A 16,407-nucleotide genomic window follows, 5' to 3' on the forward strand; every position below is an offset into this window, starting at 1 on the left:
TCAAGGCACTGATCGCCACGTCGAATGCCCAGGTGAAGACCGGGGCGGCGCTGGTGAACCAGACCGGCGCCAGCCTCACCGAGATCGTCACCGCCATCAAGAAGGTCAGCGACATCGTGGCCGAGATCGCGGCCGCCTCGGGCGAGCAGGCCCGCGGCCTCGAGGAGGTCAACGGCGCCGTCGGCAACATGGACGAGATGACCCAGCGCAACGGCGCCCTGGTCGAGCAGACCTCGGCCTCGGCCCAGACCCTGTCCGGCCAGGCCGACGATCTCGCCGGCCTGCTGGCCCGGTTCCGCATCGGCTGACCCGGCCGGCGCCGTCCGCTCCCGCCTTCCGGCCCGGAAGGCGGGGCCGGGCCGGCGCCCGTGCCTGCGGTAGAACAGCACCGCTTACTGTTCGCCATAGATTCCAGAGACGATTATTGGTGTATTCGGCGGCTGATCCGAAAAGACGAACTTTTTGACATTTCTACTCGCCAAAAAAGAGTATTTCATCTAGTGTGGACTCGTTTGACGAGTCCGCCGGTCTGTAATCTAAGGATTTTTTGCCCCCTTGGGATGTGGAAGCGCCGTATCGGTCCACAACCGACGAGCAGAGGCAGCAACAGCTGATGGCGATATGCTGATGGCGAGGCAAGGAAACTTTTCCGGGATGGATACCGGCCTGCCGGCCGCCTTCGCGGCGGCCCGGCTTCCTGCAGGCACGTGACGGAGATCGCGGAGATGCGGGACCGGATCGGACGCGCACTCCATCTGTTGCAGCAGACACCCCTGCCGGTTGATCTGGTGGAGAATCCATCGCGTACGGACCAGTGGCTGGACACCCTGCAGAACCTGCATCTGGCCATGACCACCCTGCTGGCGGGCCGCACCGATACCCGCACCGACCGCCGGGCCGACCGCCTGATGCGCCGCTTCGCGCAGATGACCAGCGGCCTGCCGCAGGCCAGCCTGTCCGGCCTGTCCCCGGTGATCAAGCTGGGGCTGCTGCATCCGCTGCTGACCGACCTGGAGGGCCTGGCCCGCGAGATCGGCGGCCGGCCCGGCCTCGACACCACGCCGCTGGAATACCGGCTGCAGATCTACCGCCGCGCGGCCGGCACCATGGCGGCCCGCCTCGGCCTTGCCGGCACGATGCCGGTGCCCGCCGGTACGGGCGTCCAACCCGCCTAGCCTCGCCCCCCGGTTCCTGCTATACCGCGCCCGAAGTCAGCGCCGACCCCGCTCCGGGGGTCTGCCCCGTCAGGTGCAAGGAGAGCGTCCATGGCCGCACGCAAGGCCAGCGTTGCCCGGAAAACCAAGGAAACCGATATTGCCGTCAGCGTGAATCTGGACGGCACCGGCGCCTACAAGGTGTCGACCGGCGTCGGCTTCCTCGACCATATGCTGGAGACCTTCTCCCGGCACAGCCTGATCGACCTCGAGGTCCGGGCGACGGGCGACATCCATATCGATTTCCATCACCTGACCGAGGATACCGGCATCGTGATCGGCGAGGCGGTGGCCAAGGCCGCCGGCGACCGCGCCGGCATCCTGCGCTACGGCGACGCGCTGATCCCGATGGACGAGGCGCTGACCCGCGTGGCTCTCGATGTCTCGAACCGGCCCTACCTGATCTGGAAGGTGGGATTCAGCAAGCCGAAGCTTGGCGACATGGATACCGAGCTGTTCAAGGAATGGTTCCAGGCCTTCGCGCAGAATGCCGGCATCACCCTGCATGTCGAGAATCTCTACGGCGAGAACAACCACCATATCGTCGAGACCTGCTACAAGGGCCTGGCGCGCGCCCTGCGCCACGCCCTCAGCATCGACGCGCGCAGCCCGCAGGCGGTGCCGTCGACCAAAGGCACGCTGTAAGGGGCTCTCATGCGTTTCTACACTCTGCATGAGCGCCCCGGCAGCGGCGGCGACCTGATTGCCGTGCCGTCCGGCTTCAGCTGGCTGGCGGCGATCCTGCCTTTCGTCTGGCTGATCTGGCACCGGCTCTGGCTCGGCCTGGCCGGCTATGCGGCCTTCAGCATCGCGCTCGGCCTGGTCACCGACTGGGGCGAGCTGGCCGAGCCGGCCGCCGCCCTCGTCGCGCTGGCGGTCGGCTTCCTGGTCGGCTGCATGGCTGCGGATTTCCGCCGTTGGATCCTCGGCCGCCGCGGCTGGCGGCTGGCCGGCGTGGTGCTGGCCGGCTCTGCCGCCGAAGCCGAGGAGCGCTGGCTGCGCGACCACGATGCGCAGCGCCTGCCGGCGGCTGGCCCGGTTCCGGCGGCGGCGGCGGCTGTGCCGGCTTCCCGTCCGCTGCCGGCCAGCGGCGGCGACGCCTTCCCGAAACTGGTGTGAGCGCGATGAAGCTGGCCCTGATCGATTACGGCTCCGGCAACCTGCGCTCGGCGGCGAAGGCGATTCAGCGCGCTGCCGCCGAGGCGGGCCTTGCGCTCGATCTTGCCGTCACCAGCCGCGTCGCCGATGTGGCGGCCGCCGACCGCATCGTGCTGCCCGGTGTCGGCGCCTTCGCCGACTGCTATCGCGGCCTGGCCGCGCTGGACGGCATGATCGATGCGCTCAGCGACAGCGTGATCGCGAAGGCGCGGCCTTTCCTCGGCATCTGCGTCGGCATGCAGCTGATGGCCACCACCGGCCGCGAGCATGGCGAGCACAAGGGGCTGGGCTGGATCGCCGGCGCCGTCGAGGCGATCGCCCCCGCCGATCCGGCGCTGAAGGTGCCGCATATGGGCTGGAACCAGCTGCGCCTGCTGCAGCCGGCGCATCCGGTGCTGGCCGGACTGAAAGACGGCGACCACGCCTATTTCGTGCACAGCTATCACCTGCAGCCCGCCGACCGTGGCGCGATCCTTGCAGAAACCGATTACGGCGGCCCGGTGGTCGCCGCTGTGGGCCGCGCCAACATGGTCGGCACGCAGTTCCATCCGGAAAAGAGCCAGGCGACCGGACTGCGGCTGCTGGCGAATTTCCTGCGCTGGGCGCCGTAAGGCCCGGCCCCGTATTGAGTGAGGCGGCAGAGATGACGATCAGGCTGAAAGACATCACGCCGAATGCCGTGGTCGAGAAGGTCGAGACGCTGGGCGACGACGAGCTCGACGAGCTGTGCGAGGCTGCCGAGAAGGCGATCCTCGACGGCAACGGTTTCGGCTGGCTCAATCCGCCGCCGCGCCGCGTGCTGGAAAGCTACTGGCGCGGCGTGCTGCTGATGCCGCAGCGCGACCTGTTCGTCGCCCGGCTCGACGGCGCCATCGTCGGCTCGACCCAGATGCTGCGGCCGCCGCCCAACAACGAGGCGCAGGCCCATGCCGCGCAGCTGACCACCTTCTTCATCGCGCCCTGGGCGCGCGGCCACGGCCTTGCCCGCGGCCTGCTGAAGGCGGTGGAGGAAGCCGCGCGCGCCGCCGGTTTCGGCCAGATCGACCTCGACCTGCGCGCCACGCTTGTCGCCGCCATCCAGCTGATCGAACAGGCCGGCTACCAGCGCTGGGGCGTCAAGCCGCGCTATGCGCTGATCGACGGCGCGCATATCGACGGCTTTTTCTACAGCAAGATCCTGGCCGCCCCGGCATGACCATGAATCTCTATCCCGCCATCGACCTGAAGAATGGCGAATGCGTGCGCCTGAAGCAGGGCGACATGGCACAGGTGACGGTGTTCAACAGCGATCCGGCGGCGCAGGCGCGGGCCTGGGCCGCGGCCGGCTTCCGCTATCTGCATCTGGTCGATCTCGACGGCGCCTTCGCCGGCCGGCCGGCCAATGCGGCGGCCGTGCGCGCGATCCGCGCCGCCATCGACCTGCCGATCCAGCTGGGCGGCGGCATCCGCGACGAGGCCACCATCGAAGCCTGGCTCGACGCCGGCATCACCCGCGTCATCCTCGGCACCGTGGCGGTGCGCGATCCGGCGCTGGTGAAGGTCGCCGCGAAACGCTGGCCGGGCCGCGTCGTCGTCGGCATCGATGCGCGCGGGGGCCGCGTCGCCGTCGAGGGCTGGGCGGAAGCCAGCGACCTCGATGCCATCGACCTGGCGAAGAAGTTCACCGATGCCGGCGTTGCCGCCATCGTCTATACCGATATCGACCGCGACGGGCTTCTCAAGGGCGTCAATGTCGCCGCCACTGCCGCGATGGCGCGCGCGGTGCCGATCCCGGTGATCGCCTCGGGCGGCCTTGCCGGCATCGAGGACCTGGTGGCGCTGAAGGCCGAGATCGCAAGCGGCGCCAGGATCGACGGCGCCATCCTGGGCCGCGCGCTCTATGACGGCCGCATCGATCCGGCCGCCGCGCTGAAGGAAGCCGCGTAAGCTTTACGCCGGCCGGGTTTACGCCGGCAGGGCCGCGTCGAGGATGGCGGCCGCCGCCTTCGCGGCATGGTCGGCCATCTCCGGCTGGCGCGTCACCATGGCGGCGACGATGGCACCGTCCATCAGCAGGCCGATCTGGTGCGCCAGCGCCTCGGCCGGCGCCGCGGCCATGCCGGCTGCGCGCGCGAGGCCGCCGAAATAGCCGAGCACCGCACCCTTGTGCTGCAGGGTCAGCTCGCGCAGCCGTGTCTCGCTCTTGTCATGCTCGGCCACCGCGTTGATGAAGGCGCAGCCGAAATAATCCTCGCGCTCGAACCACGAGCGCAAAACCGGAAACACCGCGCGCAGCCGCGCCGCCGGCGCGTCACCAGCCGCATCGACGGCGGCAAAGAACCAGGCGCGCCATTCCTCGCCCTCGCGCTCCAGCACCGCGTAGAGCAGGCCTTCCTTCGAGCCGAAGCGGTTATACAGCGTCATCCGCGCCACCCCCGACTGGGCGATGATGCGGTCGATGCCGGTGGCATGGATGCCCTCGCGGCAGAACAGCGTCTTGGCGGTCTGCAGCAGGCGTTCGGTCGGATGCTGGTCGCCGGCCAGCGCAGCAGGCGAAGCGGTGGCGGCAGTGGCGGAGGGGGGCGTCATGGTCGCGCGAATCCGGTGGTTTGCGGGAAAATCTGGCGCGAATGGACCGGTCTGTCTACACCAAATCGGCGATTTCGCCGCCGGCCGGCCCGCGCCCGCGCCGCTGCCCATGATTCGGGCCTTTGCCTGGGCAATCCTGCATGCTTTGGCAGCATTTCCGGTTCATCCGGGGAGCCCGGCCGGGCCAAGTCCCTGATTTCCCTCACTTGGCATCAACCTTGCTCTAGATAGACCGATCATTCTTGCGGCCAGTCGGCCGCCCCGTGACGGAAGGATCCGGCCGCATGTACAAGCCCGGTGCCCATATCCAGCTCAAGGCCCTCGGCCATGCCTGGCGGCGTGGCGCGGCGCCGGTGCTGGACGGCATCGACACGGCGATCGAGCCCTGCGAAGCCGTGGCCCTGATCGGCCGCTCGGGCTGCGGCAAGTCGACCCTGCTGCATGTCATCGCCGGCCTGCTGCGCCCCGCGCGCGGCGCGGTGCTGATCGATGGCGAACCGGTGCGCGGCCCGTCGCCGAAATGGAACATGATGTTCCAGGCGCCGTCGCTGTATCCGTGGATGAGCGCCGGCGAGAATGCCGCGCTCGGCCTCAAGTTTGCCGGCGTGAAGGCGGCCGCGCGCCGCGGCATCGTGCAGGACCTGCTGGCGCTGGTGCAGCTGGCCGAGCATTACGACACGCCGGTGCAGCAATTGTCCGGCGGCCAGCAGCAGCGTGTGGCGCTGGCCCGCTCGCTGGCCACGCAGCCCGACGTGCTGCTGCTCGACGAGCCCTTCTCGGCGCTGGATGCCTTCACCCGCGCCGCCCTGCAGCGCGACGTGCGCCGCATCTGCCGCGACCGCCGCATCACCCTGGTGCTGGTGACCCACGATATCGACGAGGCGGTGCTGATGGCCGACCGCGTGCTGGTGATGACGGCCGGGCCGGGCCGCATCGCCGCCGAGCTGCGCATCGACCTGGGCGAAGACCGCCAGCGCGGCGATACGGCCGTGCAGGCCGAACGCGACCGCCTGCTGCGCCAGTTCGAGGCCAGCACCGGCTTTGCTGCGGCCGGCAACGATACCGAAGACGGACTCGAAAACGGGGAACAGGAGGCAAGGCATGTGCGCGCTGTGTGATCGGGACGACCTGCTGGCGGATGGCCACGAAACGGCCAGCCACGAGACGAAAACCGGCCTGCAGGGCCTGACCCGCCGCCAGAGTTTCGACCTGCTGGCCGGCGGCGGCCTCGCCATGATGGCGGCGCTGCAGTCGGGCCTGTCGCTGGCACAGCCGAAGGACGATGTGGTGCGCATCGGCTATCTGCCGATCACCGACGCCACCGCCCTGCTCGCCGCCCATGGCATGGGCTTCTTCAAGGAAGAGGGGCTGGAGGCCGAGAAGCCGACCCTGATCCGCAGCTGGTCGTCGCTGGTGGAAAGCTTTGCGGCGCAGAAGTTCAACCTGGTGCACTTCCTCAAGCCGATCCCGGTCTGGATGCGCTACAACAACAAGTTCCCGGTCAAGATCATGGCCTGGGCGCATACCAACGGCTCGGCCATCGTGGTCGGCAAGGATGCCGGCATCGCCAGCTTCGCCGACCTCAGGGGCAAGCAGGTCGCCGTGCCCTACTGGTATTCCATGCACAACATCGTGCTGCAGATGGCCCTGCGCAAGGCCGGCGTGAAGGCCGTGATCAAGGGCCAGGGCGAGACCGTCGCCGCCGACGAGTGCAACCTGCAGGTCATGGCACCGCCGGACATGCCGCCGGCTTTGGCCGCGAAGAAGATCGACGCCTATATCGTGGCCGAGCCCTTCAATGCGCTGGGCGAGCTGAAGGCCGGCGCCAGGATGCTGCGCTTCACCGGCGACATGTGGAAGAACCACCCCTGCTGCGTCGTCTGCATGCACGAAAGCGACACCAAGGAGCGCAGCGCGTGGACCCAGAAGGTGATGAACGCCGTGGTCAGGGCGCAGGTCTATGCCAGCGCCAACAAGAAGGAGGTGGCGAGGCTGCTGTCGCGCGACGGCATGGGCTACCTGCCGGTGCCGGCCGACGTGGTCGAGCGGGCGATGACGCTGTACGACACCGCCACCTATGCCGATCCGCCGGCGATCCGGCATCCCGACTGGAAGAACGGGCGCATCGACTTCAACGGCTATCCCTATCCCTCGGCGACCAGGCTGATCGTCGGCGCCATGAACGAAACGGTGGTGGCCGGCGACACCACGTTCCTGAAGGACCTGAATCCGGATTTCGTCGCGAAAGACCTGGTCGATGACCGCTTCATCCGCAAGGCGCTGGCGAAATTCCCCGACTGGCGCAAGGACCCGACCGTGCCGGCCGGCGCCGATCCGTTCACCCGCGAAGAGGTGATCGCCCTGTGAGGGCTGCAGAGACCATGACCCTGGCGGCGGCCGTGACGCGCGGCGGGCGGAAGGCACTGCCGCCGCCGCTGTCGCTGCGCGGCCAGCTGCTGCCGCTGGGCAATGCCGCGCTCGGCATCGGCCTGCTGCTGGCCTTGTGGTGGCTGGGCGGCTGGGTCATCGCCAGCAACCCGGCGACGGCGAATTTCGCCGGCTTCGCGCCGGGCCCGGCTTTCGCGCAGCTCTGGCGGCTGGTCGCCGGCGGCGACCTGTGGTCGACCATGCTGCCCAGCCTGGGCCGCATCGGCGGCGGCATGGCCTGGGCCATTCTTCTGGGCGTGCCGCTGGGCATCGCCATCGGCCGCATCCCGGCGGTGCGCAACCTGACCCATGTGCCGTTCCAGTTCCTGCGCATGATCAGCCCGCTGTCGTGGATGCCGATCGCCGTGCTCAGCTTCGCCAGCTGGGATGCCGCCATCGTCTTCCTGATTGCCGCCGCCGCGGTCTGGCCGGTGACGTTTGCCACCGCCAACGGCATCCGCAAGATCGATCCCGCCTGGTTCAAGGTGGCGCGCAATCTCGGCGCCCGTTCCTGGCAGATGCTGGCGCAGATCATCCTGCCGGCGGCCGCGCAGGACGTGCTGACCGGCATCCGGCTGGCGCTGGGCACCGCCTGGGTGGTGCTGGTGCCGGCGGAATATCTCGGCGTCACCAGCGGACTCGGCTATGCCATCAACGACGCCCGCGACACCCTGGAATACGACCGCCTTGCCGCCATCGTGGTGGTGATCGGCGCGGTCGGTTTCCTGCTCGACTGGATCTGCCTGACCCTGATCAAGCGCTACAGCTGGACCAGGGAAGGGTGACCCCTGCGCAAAAAAGACCGTACACCTGAAAGGAGTCTGACATGAGCGCCAATCCCGTACCCGCCACCCCCGTTCCCGGCACGGCCATCACCGGCTGCCTCGCCCCGATCGACAAGGACGGCCTGATGGACCTGATCGCCAAGGGCAAGGCCGATCCGAAGGCGGTGAAAACCCTGAAATGCAGGACGGTGGCCGAGGGCCGCTTCCGGCATCTCAACTACATCCGCAACCTGCCGCCCTACATCGTCGACGAGCCGCCGGGCCTGCTGGGCGACGACACCGCGCCGAATCCGTCGGAAGCCTCGCTGGCCGCGCTCGGCTCCTGCATCGCCGTCGGCATCCATGCCAACGCGGTGGCGCGCAACATCACCATCCGCAAGCTGGAGCTGCAGCTGGAGGCGGATATCAACATCACCGCCGTCTGGGGCACCGGCGACACCTCGCCGAAGCCGGTCGGCTTCGATGCCGTGCGCATCAAGGTCGATCTCGATGCCGATGCGCCGAAGGCCGATCTCGACGCGCTGGTCCAGCATGTGAAGAAATGGTCGCCGGTGGCCAACACCTTCATGAAGCCGGTCGGCGTCGACGTCGTGCTCGGCTGACCGCCGCGCCCGGCCCGCCCTCCATCCGGAAGAGCAGACAGTCAGACACGAAGGAGCATGACCATGCTGACAGCCCTGGCCCCGTCTACCGCCGAAGCGGCGGCCCCGGTCATGCCCGCCCTGCCGGACAGTCTGCTCGACCGGATGCGCCCCCTGATCGCGCGTGATCTCGCCCCCCATGTGGGCAAGATCGACCAGGAGGGCATCTATCCCGAAGCTGCCCTGCGCAGCTTCGGGGCGGCCGGCGCCTTTGCCGCCCATACCGGCGCGGTGCCGGATCTCAATGCCGCCATCGCGGCGATGAGCCTGGCCGGCGAGCATTGCCTGTCGACCGCCTTCTGCATGTGGTGCCAGGATGCGCTCGGCTGGTATCTGGCCCAGAGCGACAATCCGGCGCCGCGCGCGGCCCTGCTGGACGCTGTCGCGGCCGGCCGGCGGCTCGGCGGCACCGGGCTGTCCAACCCGATGAAATGCTTTTTCGGCATCGAGCCGCTGAAGCTGCGCGCGAAGCGCGTCGAGGGCGGCTATGAAGTCTCCGGCGGCCTGCCCTGGGTGTCGAATCTCGGCGAGAACCACCTGTTCGGCGCCGTCTTCGAGATGGCCGACGATCCGGCGCACCGGGTGATGGCCATCATCGACTGCAGCCGCGAGGATATCGTGCTGCGCCAGGCCACCCATTTCCTCGGTCTCGAAGGCACCCGCACCGTCGCGGTCACCTTCCGCAAGGCCTTCATCCCCGACAGTATGGTGATCGCCGATCCGGTCGAAGGCTTCATCAAACGCATCCGCGCCGGCTTCATCCTGCTGCAGGCCGGCATGGCCTTCGGCCTGATCGAGGGCTGCATCCGCCTGATGCGCGGCTGCGAGAAGGGGCTCGGCCATATCAACAAGTATCTGCCCGAACAGCCCGGCCATTTCGAGGAGGCGCTGGCCGCCCTGCGCGAGACCGTGCAGGGCCTGGCCGCCACCCCCTTCGAGACCGATCCGGGCTACTGGCGGGCGGTGATCGAAAGCCGGCTGGCCGCCGGCGAATGGTCGCTGAAGGCCGCCCAGGCCGCCATGCTGCATGCCGGCGCCTCGGGCTATATCCAGGGCGCCCCGGCCCAGCGGCGGATGCGGGAATCCTACTTTGTCGCCATTGTCACCCCGGCAACCAAGCAGCTGCGCAAGATGCTGGCCGATATCGACGGCAAATAGGATTCACCCCGCTTCGCGCTCGATGGTTTGGCGGGCGGCCGCGGCGAGGAATTCCGAGCGGTTCATGCCGCGGCGCTTCGCGGCCTCATCAATGGCACGCAGGGTCTGGGTATCGAGGCTGATATTGATCCGCTCGACCTTGCCGCCTGGCGTCAGCAGCGGCACGTAGACAATCATCGCATCCTGCGCGGCCGCGCGGAAATCGGCATCGTGGCCCAGGTCGTCGAGACTGCGTGGCTCCGGGATGGCTTCGCCGTCGGCCTGCATCTGCGCGGCATGGAAGGCCAGGGCTTCAATGGCATCGCGCACGGCGGCTTCGGCCGAATGATCGTCGGCGCCGATACAGCCGGGAAAATCCGGAAAACTGACGCCGTAGGCGCTGTGCTTTTCCTTGTGGATCAGGGCGACGTAATAGCTCATGGCTCACTTGCCTTTCAGTCCGGCCTGTCGCAGCACCGATTGCACCGTGCCTTTCGGCAGATCCCGCTTGGGGTGCGGCACGGTCACGCGGCCGGGCTTCTGCGGGTGCTTGTAGTGATGATGCGAACCGCGGGTGGCGACCAGCAGCCAGCCATCGGCCTCCAGCAGGCGGATCAGGTCGCGACTGTTCATCTGGACCCCATTTTGTGTGTATGATAATACACACAAAAGGAAGCGCAAGTCTGCTTTTGCCTTGCTGGTTCCGATCCGTTAAAAGCCTAGCTCCCGCAACAAGATCGGTCCGCCCGGAAACATAGCCGCGATGACCCTGAAAGTCCGTGTCATACCCTGCCTCGACGTGAAGGATGGCCGCGTCGTCAAGGGCGTCAATTTCGTCAACCTGCGCGATGCCGGCGATCCGGTCGAGCAGGCGGCGGTCTATGACGCCGCCGGCGCCGACGAGCTGACCTTCCTCGACATCACCGCCTCGTCGGATGCCCGCGACACCCTGTATGACGTGGTGGCGCGCACGGCCGAGCGCTGCTTCATGCCGCTCACCGTCGGCGGCGGCGTGCGCCAGGTGGAAGACGTGCGCAAGCTGCTGCTGGCCGGCGCCGACAAGACCTCGATCAACACCGCCGCGGTCAGCCGGCCGGATTTCGTGCGCGAGGCGGCCGAGAAATTCGGCAGCCAGTGCATCGTCGTCGCCATCGATGCGCGCCAGGTCTCGCCCGGAAAATGGGAAGTCTTCACCCATGGCGGCCGCACGCCCACCGGGCTCGATGCGGTGGAGTGGGCGAAGCGCATGGCCGAATACGGCGCCGGCGAGATCCTGCTGACCTCGATGGATCGCGACGGCACCGAAAAAGGCTTCGATCTCGCACTGACCCGCATGATTGCCGACCGCGTCACCATCCCGGTGATCGCGTCGGGCGGGGTCGGCAATCTGGACCACCTGGTCGAAGGTGTAGCCGAAGGCCATGCCTCGGCGGTGCTGGCGGCCTCGATTTTCCATTTCGGCCGGCATAGCATCGGCGAAGCGAAACAGCATATGGCGGCTGCCGGTATTCCGGTACGGCTGCACTAGCGGTAAGGGAGAACGCAGCACGATGGGCGAGAACCGCGACACGCTGGAACGTCTGTATGACGTGATCGTCAGCCGCAAGGGCGGCGATCCGGCCGTCTCGCATACCGCCAAGCTGTTTGCCAAGGGCCGCGCCAAGATCGCCCAGAAGATGGGCGAGGAGGCGGTCGAGCTGGCGATCGCCGCGGTGGCCGAGACCCGCGAGGAGATGGTGTCGGAAAGCGCCGACCTGGTGTTTCACCTGCTGGTGCTGTGGGCCGATTGCGGCATCACCATCGACGATGTCCGCAACGAGCTGACCCGCCGCGAGGGCCAGTCGGGCATCGAGGAAAAGAAGGCCCGCCAGCTCACCTGACCGCCTTTTCATACCGTTTCCGCCGGAGAGACCGACCGATGGCCAAGGCCTATGATCCGAACAACGTGTTCGCGAAAATCCTGCGCGGCGAGATTCCGTGCAAAAAGGTGCACGAGACCGCGCACAGCCTGGCCTTCGCCGACATCAACCCGCTGGCGCCGGTGCATGTGCTGGTGATCCCCAAGGGCGCCTATGTCGATTTCGACGATTTCGCGAGCCGGGCTTCTGCAGATGAAATGTCGGATTACGTGAAAGCGATCGGCGAGACGGCGAAGATTGCCGGCGCGGCCGAGGGTGGCTACCGCCTGCTCAGCAATTGCGGCGTCAACGCCAACCAGGAAGTGCCGCATCTGCATGTCCATATCTTCGGCGGCCGCCAGCTTGGCCGCATGCTGAAGAAGGACGGCGAGTAGCCGCAGCCGCAGCAGGGGGCGCCGCCATGCCGTTCGCCTATGCCGGCATCGACGAGGCCATCGGCCGCGACGGCCTGCGCATGGTGGTGGTCGGCGGCATTCCCAGCCCGTGGAGCGAGGCCGCGAAAGGCATCTTCCATGTCAAGCGCATCGAGTGGACGGCGGTGCGCCTCGATTACGAGAGTACCGCCCTGAAGGCCTGGACCGGCCAGCGCAATGCGCCGGTTGCCGTATACGGCAGCGAGAAGCCGCGCCAGGGCTGGGCTGAAATCCTGCTGCTGGCCGAACGGCTGGCGCCGCAGCCGGCCCTGCTGCCGGCCGATCCGGCCGAGCGGGCGCTGGCTTTCGGCCTCGCCCATGAAATCTGCGGCGAGGGCGGTCTGGGCTGGACCCGCCGGCTGCAGCTCATCCATGCCGGTCTGGTCGGCACCGGCGGCTTTGCCGCGCCGGTTGCGCAGTATCTGGCGCGGAAATATGGCTACACGCCCGCGGCCGGTGCGGCGGCGGGCGGGCGCGTCGCCGCCCTGCTCGGTCTGCTGGCCGGGCGGCTCGCCGCCCAGCAGGCGGCCGGCAGCGACTATTATCTCGGGGCGGAGCTGACCGCGGTGGACATCTATGCCGCCGCCTTCATGACGCTGTTCCGTCCGCTGCCGCAGGAACTCTGCCCGATGGATGCGGCCACCCGCGCCGCCTTCGGCTCGCTGGATGCCGGCACGGCGGCGGCACTGGACCCGCGGCTGCTGGCCCATCGCGAGCTGATCTACACCCGCCATCTGGAACTGCCGCTGTCGCTCTGACGGCGGGACGGCTGCCCGCGCTGCTCCGTGGCCTGATCGGCCTTGCGCAGATACGTAATGATATAATATAACTGCAATAACATAACGTATCTCTGCGGGGGTTTTCCATGTCTTCCGGCGTTTTCCGCTTCACCTTGCCGGGTGTCGGCCTGTCTGTCCTGCTTGCCGGCCTGCCCACTGCCCTTCATGCCCAGGACAGGCCTGCCGTCCCGGCGACGCTGCCGCCGGTGCTGGTCACGGCGCCGCTGGGGGCGAGCCAGGACGAACTCGTGGAAGGCAGCACGGTGCTGCAGGGCGCGGCGCTGGACCGCCGCCGCGCCGCCACCCTGGGCGAGGTGCTGGACGGCACGCCCGGCATGGCCGCCAGCCAGTTCGGCGCCGGTGCCAGCCGGCCGGTGATCCGCGGCCAGGGCGGCCCGCGCGTGCGCGTGATGCAGAACGGCATCGACACCCTGGATGCCTCCACCCTCAGTCCCGACCATGCGGTGATGGCGCCGCTGGGCGGTGCCGAACGCATCGAGGTGCTGCGTGGCCCGGCGACCTTGCTCTACGGCTCGTCGGCCATCGGCGGCGTGGTCAACGTGATCGACGGCCGCATCCCCGATGCCATGCCGAAGGATGGCGCCAGCGGCAAGGCGCGGCTGGAATACGGCAGCGGCGCCCATGAAACCAATGGCTTTGCCAGCGTCAATGCCGCGGTCAGCGACCGGTTCGTGGTGCATGGCGAAGCGGGCTTTCTCGATTCCGATGACTACAGCATCAACGGCTATGCATCCAACGCGGCGCGCACGGCCGATATCAAGGGCCGGGTCGACAACACGGCGGTGGAAAACCGCAATGGCGCGGTGGGCGCGTCGTATCTCGGCGAGGCCGGCCATGCCGGCTTCAGCCTCGCGCAGTTCAACAGCTATTACGGCGTGCCCGGTGCCGATCCGGTGCGGATCGACATGCGGCAGAACCGGCTGGACGGCAAATTCGGCCTTTACGAGCCACTGTCCTTCCTGGACGAGCTGCGGCTGAAAGTCGGCTATGCCAATTACGTGCATGACGAGATCGAGCCGAATGGCGAGCGGGCCACGCGCTTCGACAGCGAAAGCTGGGAAGCCCGCCTGGAGGCGGAACACCGGCCGCTGGGCGACATCCGCGGCGTGATCGGCCTGCAGAATGGCCGCCGCGACCTCACCGTCACCGGCGAAGAGGCATTCGTCACACCCACGGTCACCGACAGCAATGCCCTGTTCGTCGTCGAGCGCTACGAGGCCGGTCCGTGGCTGTTCTCGCTGGGCGGCCGCATCGAGCATGTCGATGTCGAGGCCAGCAGCCTCGGCCGCAGCCGCGACTTCACCCCGGCCAGCCTGTCGGGCAGCGCCACCTGGAAATTCCGGCCCGGCTATGCCGCCGGCCTGTCGCTGTCGCGTACCGAGCGCGCGCCGACAGCCGAGGAGCTGTATTCGGATGGCAAGCATGTCGCCACCCAGTCCTACGAAATCGGCAGCGCGTCCCTGCGCAAGGAAAGTGCCCTGCATGCCGAACTCAGCCTGCGCAAGACCGATGGCGATGTCACCGGTGCGGCGAATGCCTATGTCACGCGGTTCCGGGACTACATCTACGGACGGTTCACCGGCAACCAGCGCGACGAGCTGAACGAACTGCAGTACAGCCAGACCGATGCGGTGTTCCGCGGCATCGAGCTGGAAGGCGGCTGGACCTTCTGGCGCTTCGCCGGCTATGCACTGAATCTGGATGGCCGGATCGACTATGTGCGGGCCGACGATACCGGCAGCAACACCTCGCTGCCGCTGATCCCGCCGGTCGGCTACGGCCTCGGGCTGAATGCCGACAGCGACGCGCTCGGCTTCCGCCTCGAACTGGCCGGCCGCATGGACCAGGATCGCGCCGGCATCAACGAAACCCGCACCGGCGGCTATGCGGTGCTGAACACCGCCGTCACCTGGCGGCCCTTCGCGGAAAACCGCAACCTGGCGCTGCAGCTGCAGGGCCGCAACCTGACCGACGAGGAAGGCCGCAACCACGCCTCGCTGCTGAAGACCGCAGCGCCGATCCGCGGCCGCGAGCTGCGGCTGGGCGCCAGCCTGACATTCTAGTCTTTCAGGCCGGGTCGCGGGTCAGATCGAACACGGCGACGCCGGTTTCCGGTTTCTGCCGCTGGCGCCAGTCGCCCCGCCGCAGGCCGCGGCGCATGTCGTCGCGGCCGGCCTGCCAGTGCTCCTCCACCGACAGCCGCGAGAAATCGTAATCCATGCTGTGGGTCTGGTGCGGCCGGCGGCGGTTGATCAGATGCGCGATGGTCACCGCCGCGTTGCAGCTCCAGTATTCGAGGCTGACCGCATCGGGATCGTCGCGCAGGCCCGGCGGCAGCTTCTGCACCAGCCGGCGCGCGGCGCGGCGCATGGTCTGGGTCTGGCGGAACTGGTCGGTATTCAGCCGGGTGCGGCTGGAATAGCGGATTTCCTTTTCGCGCTGCTCGACATCGAGAATGGTCTGCGGCATCTCGCCATGGGCGCTGAACAGGTCGACCTGGAAGATGCACATGTCGGCGCGGTTGCCGGAAACCTCCAGCACGTAGTTCAGCGGCGTGTTGGAGACGAGGCCGCCATCCCAGTAGGCGCGGCCGCCGATCTCCACCGGCGGCAGGCCCGGCGGCAGCGCGCCCGACGCCATCACATGGTCGGGCCCGATGCGGTCGCGCAGCGTGTCGAAATAGGCGAAGTTGCCGCTCTCGATATCGACGGTGCCGACCGACAGGCGGATGCCGTCGCCGTTCAGCCGGCCGAAATCCACCAGCCGCTCCAGCGTCGCGCGCAGCGGCGCGGTGTCGTAATGGCTCAGCGCCGCCCGGCCGCCCTGCCATTGCAGCACCGCCGGCGGCACCCGCGGCGTGAAGAAGCCGGGCACGCCGAACAGGCTGCCGAGCCAGGCCGCCGACTGGTTCAGCAGCCGCCGCTCGCCGTCGCCGCCCAGCACCGGCTGCTGCAGCAGGCCGGACGACACGCCTTCCCAGAATTCGCGCAGGGCGGCCACGCGGCGCTCCGGCGGGTTGCCGGCGATCAGCGCCGCATTGACGGCGCCGATGGAAATCCCGGCGATCCAGCCGGGGCTGTAGCCGGCCTCGGCCAGCGCCTCGAAGGCGCCGGCCTGGTAGGCGCCCAGCGCGCCGCCGCCCTGCAGCACCAGCACCACCTGTTCGCCGGGCTTCGGGCCGGGGGCGGGATCGGTGCCGGCACCGGTGCTGGCGGCGGTATCGTCGGATGTCTCGGCAGATGCCATGCGGACCTCGCGGGGGAAGCGGCCGGTCCCGATAATGGCGGCGGGCCGGAGATCCGTCCACCGGCGGCTTGACCTCCGTCAATGCGGCGCCGCGCCCGC

At 68.3% G+C, this 16,407-nt stretch carries 21 protein-coding genes; 17 read left to right on the forward strand and 4 right to left on the reverse strand.

Features of this window, described 5'->3' with window-relative positions; genetic code table 11:
* The 7 genes from ACEQZY_RS19435 to hisA all read left to right on the forward strand — a co-directional run.
* Positions 1-308, forward strand: a 308-nt coding sequence (locus ACEQZY_RS19435) for a methyl-accepting chemotaxis protein (protein ID WP_370156582.1), incomplete at its 5' end; no start/stop codon positions are given.
* A gap of 417 nt (positions 309-725) precedes the next feature.
* The gene (locus ACEQZY_RS19440) at positions 726-1,175 is read left to right on the forward strand and encodes a hypothetical protein (RefSeq protein ID WP_341705774.1); all 450 of its coding nucleotides are present in this window, start codon (positions 726-728) and stop codon (positions 1,173-1,175) included.
* A gap of 90 nt (positions 1,176-1,265) precedes the next feature.
* A complete protein-coding gene (gene hisB / locus ACEQZY_RS19445) occupies positions 1,266-1,859 on the forward strand; it encodes an imidazoleglycerol-phosphate dehydratase HisB (protein WP_341705775.1) in 594 nt (197 codons plus the stop codon).
* A 9-nt stretch (positions 1,860-1,868) separates the two neighbouring features.
* Positions 1,869-2,333 carry a DUF2628 domain-containing protein gene (locus ACEQZY_RS19450; protein ID WP_370156584.1) on the forward strand — a complete coding sequence of 155 codons (465 nt, stop codon included), beginning with the start codon at positions 1,869-1,871 and terminating at the stop codon, positions 2,331-2,333.
* 5 nt (positions 2,334-2,338) lie between these two features.
* Complete coding sequence (gene hisH, locus ACEQZY_RS19455; RefSeq protein WP_341704655.1) at positions 2,339-2,983, forward strand: imidazole glycerol phosphate synthase subunit HisH; 645 nt, start codon at positions 2,339-2,341, stop codon at positions 2,981-2,983.
* A 32-nt stretch (positions 2,984-3,015) separates the two neighbouring features.
* Positions 3,016-3,567, forward strand: coding sequence for an N-acetyltransferase family protein (locus tag ACEQZY_RS19460; RefSeq protein WP_370156586.1), 552 nt, complete (start codon positions 3,016-3,018; stop codon positions 3,565-3,567).
* A gap of 2 nt (positions 3,568-3,569) precedes the next feature.
* The gene (gene hisA, locus ACEQZY_RS19465; RefSeq protein ID WP_370156638.1) at positions 3,570-4,298 is read left to right on the forward strand and encodes a 1-(5-phosphoribosyl)-5-[(5-phosphoribosylamino)methylideneamino]imidazole-4-carboxamide isomerase; all 729 of its coding nucleotides are present in this window, start codon (positions 3,570-3,572) and stop codon (positions 4,296-4,298) included.
* 18 nt (positions 4,299-4,316) lie between these two features.
* Here the strand turns inward: hisA and ACEQZY_RS19470 are convergent, their stop codons facing one another.
* A complete protein-coding gene (locus tag ACEQZY_RS19470) occupies positions 4,317-4,940 on the reverse strand; it encodes a TetR/AcrR family transcriptional regulator (protein ID WP_370156588.1) in 624 nt (207 codons plus the stop codon).
* A 284-nt stretch (positions 4,941-5,224) separates the two neighbouring features.
* Between ACEQZY_RS19470 and ACEQZY_RS19475 the strand changes: the two genes are divergently transcribed.
* The 5 genes from ACEQZY_RS19475 to ACEQZY_RS19495 all read left to right on the forward strand — a co-directional run bounded on the left by ACEQZY_RS19475 (position 5,225) and on the right by ACEQZY_RS19495 (position 9,951).
* Positions 5,225-6,058 carry an ABC transporter ATP-binding protein gene (locus ACEQZY_RS19475; protein ID WP_341704644.1) on the forward strand — a complete coding sequence of 278 codons (834 nt, stop codon included), beginning with the start codon at positions 5,225-5,227 and terminating at the stop codon, positions 6,056-6,058.
* Complete coding sequence (locus ACEQZY_RS19480) at positions 6,042-7,307, forward strand: ABC transporter substrate-binding protein (RefSeq protein ID WP_370156589.1); 1,266 nt, start codon at positions 6,042-6,044, stop codon at positions 7,305-7,307. The genes ACEQZY_RS19475 and ACEQZY_RS19480 overlap by 17 nt, the downstream gene beginning before the upstream one ends.
* Positions 7,308-7,321: 14 nt before the next feature.
* A complete protein-coding gene (locus ACEQZY_RS19485; protein WP_370156591.1) occupies positions 7,322-8,152 on the forward strand; it encodes an ABC transporter permease in 831 nt (276 codons plus the stop codon).
* A 41-nt stretch (positions 8,153-8,193) separates the two neighbouring features.
* The gene (locus ACEQZY_RS19490; RefSeq protein ID WP_341704647.1) at positions 8,194-8,754 is read left to right on the forward strand and encodes an OsmC family protein; all 561 of its coding nucleotides are present in this window, start codon (positions 8,194-8,196) and stop codon (positions 8,752-8,754) included.
* A gap of 63 nt (positions 8,755-8,817) precedes the next feature.
* The gene (locus ACEQZY_RS19495; RefSeq protein ID WP_341704648.1) at positions 8,818-9,951 is read left to right on the forward strand and encodes an acyl-CoA dehydrogenase family protein; all 1,134 of its coding nucleotides are present in this window, start codon (positions 8,818-8,820) and stop codon (positions 9,949-9,951) included.
* A 3-nt stretch (positions 9,952-9,954) separates the two neighbouring features.
* On the opposite strand, the gene ACEQZY_RS19500 is transcribed toward ACEQZY_RS19495, so the two are convergent.
* Both ACEQZY_RS19500 and ACEQZY_RS19505 read right to left on the reverse strand, forming a co-directional pair.
* Complete coding sequence (locus ACEQZY_RS19500; protein ID WP_341704649.1) at positions 9,955-10,371, reverse strand: type II toxin-antitoxin system HicB family antitoxin; 417 nt, start codon at positions 10,369-10,371, stop codon at positions 9,955-9,957.
* A gap of 3 nt (positions 10,372-10,374) precedes the next feature.
* Complete coding sequence (locus ACEQZY_RS19505; RefSeq protein ID WP_341704650.1) at positions 10,375-10,563, reverse strand: type II toxin-antitoxin system HicA family toxin; 189 nt, start codon at positions 10,561-10,563, stop codon at positions 10,375-10,377.
* 130 nt (positions 10,564-10,693) lie between these two features.
* On the opposite strand from ACEQZY_RS19505, the gene hisF reads away from it, so the two are divergent.
* The 5 genes from hisF to ACEQZY_RS19530 all read left to right on the forward strand — a co-directional run bounded on the left by hisF (position 10,694) and on the right by ACEQZY_RS19530 (position 15,125).
* Positions 10,694-11,458, forward strand: a complete 765-nt coding sequence (gene hisF, locus ACEQZY_RS19510) for an imidazole glycerol phosphate synthase subunit HisF (RefSeq protein ID WP_370156593.1) — start codon at positions 10,694-10,696, stop codon at positions 11,456-11,458.
* Positions 11,459-11,480: 22 nt separating this feature from the next.
* Positions 11,481-11,810, forward strand: coding sequence for a phosphoribosyl-ATP diphosphatase (locus ACEQZY_RS19515; RefSeq protein WP_341704652.1), 330 nt, complete (start codon positions 11,481-11,483; stop codon positions 11,808-11,810).
* Between the two features lie 38 nt (positions 11,811-11,848).
* Positions 11,849-12,223 carry a histidine triad nucleotide-binding protein gene (locus tag ACEQZY_RS19520; RefSeq protein ID WP_341704653.1) on the forward strand — a complete coding sequence of 125 codons (375 nt, stop codon included), beginning with the start codon at positions 11,849-11,851 and terminating at the stop codon, positions 12,221-12,223.
* A 26-nt stretch (positions 12,224-12,249) separates the two neighbouring features.
* Positions 12,250-13,020: a hypothetical protein gene (locus tag ACEQZY_RS19525; protein WP_370156595.1), complete on the forward strand. Its 771-nt coding sequence runs from the start codon at positions 12,250-12,252 to the stop codon at positions 13,018-13,020.
* A 107-nt stretch (positions 13,021-13,127) separates the two neighbouring features.
* Complete coding sequence (locus tag ACEQZY_RS19530; RefSeq protein WP_370156596.1) at positions 13,128-15,125, forward strand: TonB-dependent receptor; 1,998 nt, start codon at positions 13,128-13,130, stop codon at positions 15,123-15,125.
* Between the two features lie 4 nt (positions 15,126-15,129).
* On the opposite strand, the gene ACEQZY_RS19535 is transcribed toward ACEQZY_RS19530, so the two are convergent.
* Positions 15,130-16,308, reverse strand: coding sequence for a patatin-like phospholipase family protein (locus ACEQZY_RS19535; RefSeq protein ID WP_370156597.1), 1,179 nt, complete (start codon positions 16,306-16,308; stop codon positions 15,130-15,132).
* Positions 16,309-16,407: the final 99 nt, after the last annotated feature.

The sequence above is a fragment of the Ferrovibrio sp. genome (assembly GCF_964218355.1).
GTDB lineage: Bacteria > Pseudomonadota > Alphaproteobacteria > Ferrovibrionales > Ferrovibrionaceae > Ferrovibrio.

What these genes read in the sequence shown, in the direction of transcription:
- ACEQZY_RS19440 (WP_341705774.1), top strand. Translation starts at nt 726, where the DNA reads ATGCGGGACCGGATCGGACGCGCACTCCATCTGTTGCAGCAGACACCC.
- hisB (WP_341705775.1), top strand. Translation starts at nt 1,266, where the DNA reads ATGGCCGCACGCAAGGCCAGCGTTGCCCGGAAAACCAAGGAAACCGAT.
- ACEQZY_RS19450 (WP_370156584.1), top strand. Translation starts at nt 1,869, where the DNA reads ATGCGTTTCTACACTCTGCATGAGCGCCCCGGCAGCGGCGGCGACCTG.
- hisH (WP_341704655.1), top strand. Translation starts at nt 2,339, where the DNA reads ATGAAGCTGGCCCTGATCGATTACGGCTCCGGCAACCTGCGCTCGGCG.
- ACEQZY_RS19460 (WP_370156586.1), top strand. Translation starts at nt 3,016, where the DNA reads ATGACGATCAGGCTGAAAGACATCACGCCGAATGCCGTGGTCGAGAAG.
- hisA (WP_370156638.1), top strand. Translation starts at nt 3,570, where the DNA reads ATGAATCTCTATCCCGCCATCGACCTGAAGAATGGCGAATGCGTGCGC.
- ACEQZY_RS19470 (WP_370156588.1), bottom strand. Translation starts at nt 4,940, where the DNA reads ATGACGCCCCCCTCCGCCACTGCCGCCACCGCTTCGCCTGCTGCGCTG.
- ACEQZY_RS19475 (WP_341704644.1), top strand. Translation starts at nt 5,225, where the DNA reads ATGTACAAGCCCGGTGCCCATATCCAGCTCAAGGCCCTCGGCCATGCC.
- ACEQZY_RS19480 (WP_370156589.1), top strand. Translation starts at nt 6,042, where the DNA reads ATGTGCGCGCTGTGTGATCGGGACGACCTGCTGGCGGATGGCCACGAA.
- ACEQZY_RS19485 (WP_370156591.1), top strand. Translation starts at nt 7,322, where the DNA reads ATGACCCTGGCGGCGGCCGTGACGCGCGGCGGGCGGAAGGCACTGCCG.
- ACEQZY_RS19490 (WP_341704647.1), top strand. Translation starts at nt 8,194, where the DNA reads ATGAGCGCCAATCCCGTACCCGCCACCCCCGTTCCCGGCACGGCCATC.
- ACEQZY_RS19495 (WP_341704648.1), top strand. Translation starts at nt 8,818, where the DNA reads ATGCTGACAGCCCTGGCCCCGTCTACCGCCGAAGCGGCGGCCCCGGTC.
- ACEQZY_RS19500 (WP_341704649.1), bottom strand. Translation starts at nt 10,371, where the DNA reads ATGAGCTATTACGTCGCCCTGATCCACAAGGAAAAGCACAGCGCCTAC.
- ACEQZY_RS19505 (WP_341704650.1), bottom strand. Translation starts at nt 10,563, where the DNA reads ATGAACAGTCGCGACCTGATCCGCCTGCTGGAGGCCGATGGCTGGCTG.
- hisF (WP_370156593.1), top strand. Translation starts at nt 10,694, where the DNA reads ATGACCCTGAAAGTCCGTGTCATACCCTGCCTCGACGTGAAGGATGGC.
- ACEQZY_RS19515 (WP_341704652.1), top strand. Translation starts at nt 11,481, where the DNA reads ATGGGCGAGAACCGCGACACGCTGGAACGTCTGTATGACGTGATCGTC.
- ACEQZY_RS19520 (WP_341704653.1), top strand. Translation starts at nt 11,849, where the DNA reads ATGGCCAAGGCCTATGATCCGAACAACGTGTTCGCGAAAATCCTGCGC.
- ACEQZY_RS19525 (WP_370156595.1), top strand. Translation starts at nt 12,250, where the DNA reads ATGCCGTTCGCCTATGCCGGCATCGACGAGGCCATCGGCCGCGACGGC.
- ACEQZY_RS19530 (WP_370156596.1), top strand. Translation starts at nt 13,128, where the DNA reads ATGTCTTCCGGCGTTTTCCGCTTCACCTTGCCGGGTGTCGGCCTGTCT.
- ACEQZY_RS19535 (WP_370156597.1), bottom strand. Translation starts at nt 16,308, where the DNA reads ATGGCATCTGCCGAGACATCCGACGATACCGCCGCCAGCACCGGTGCC.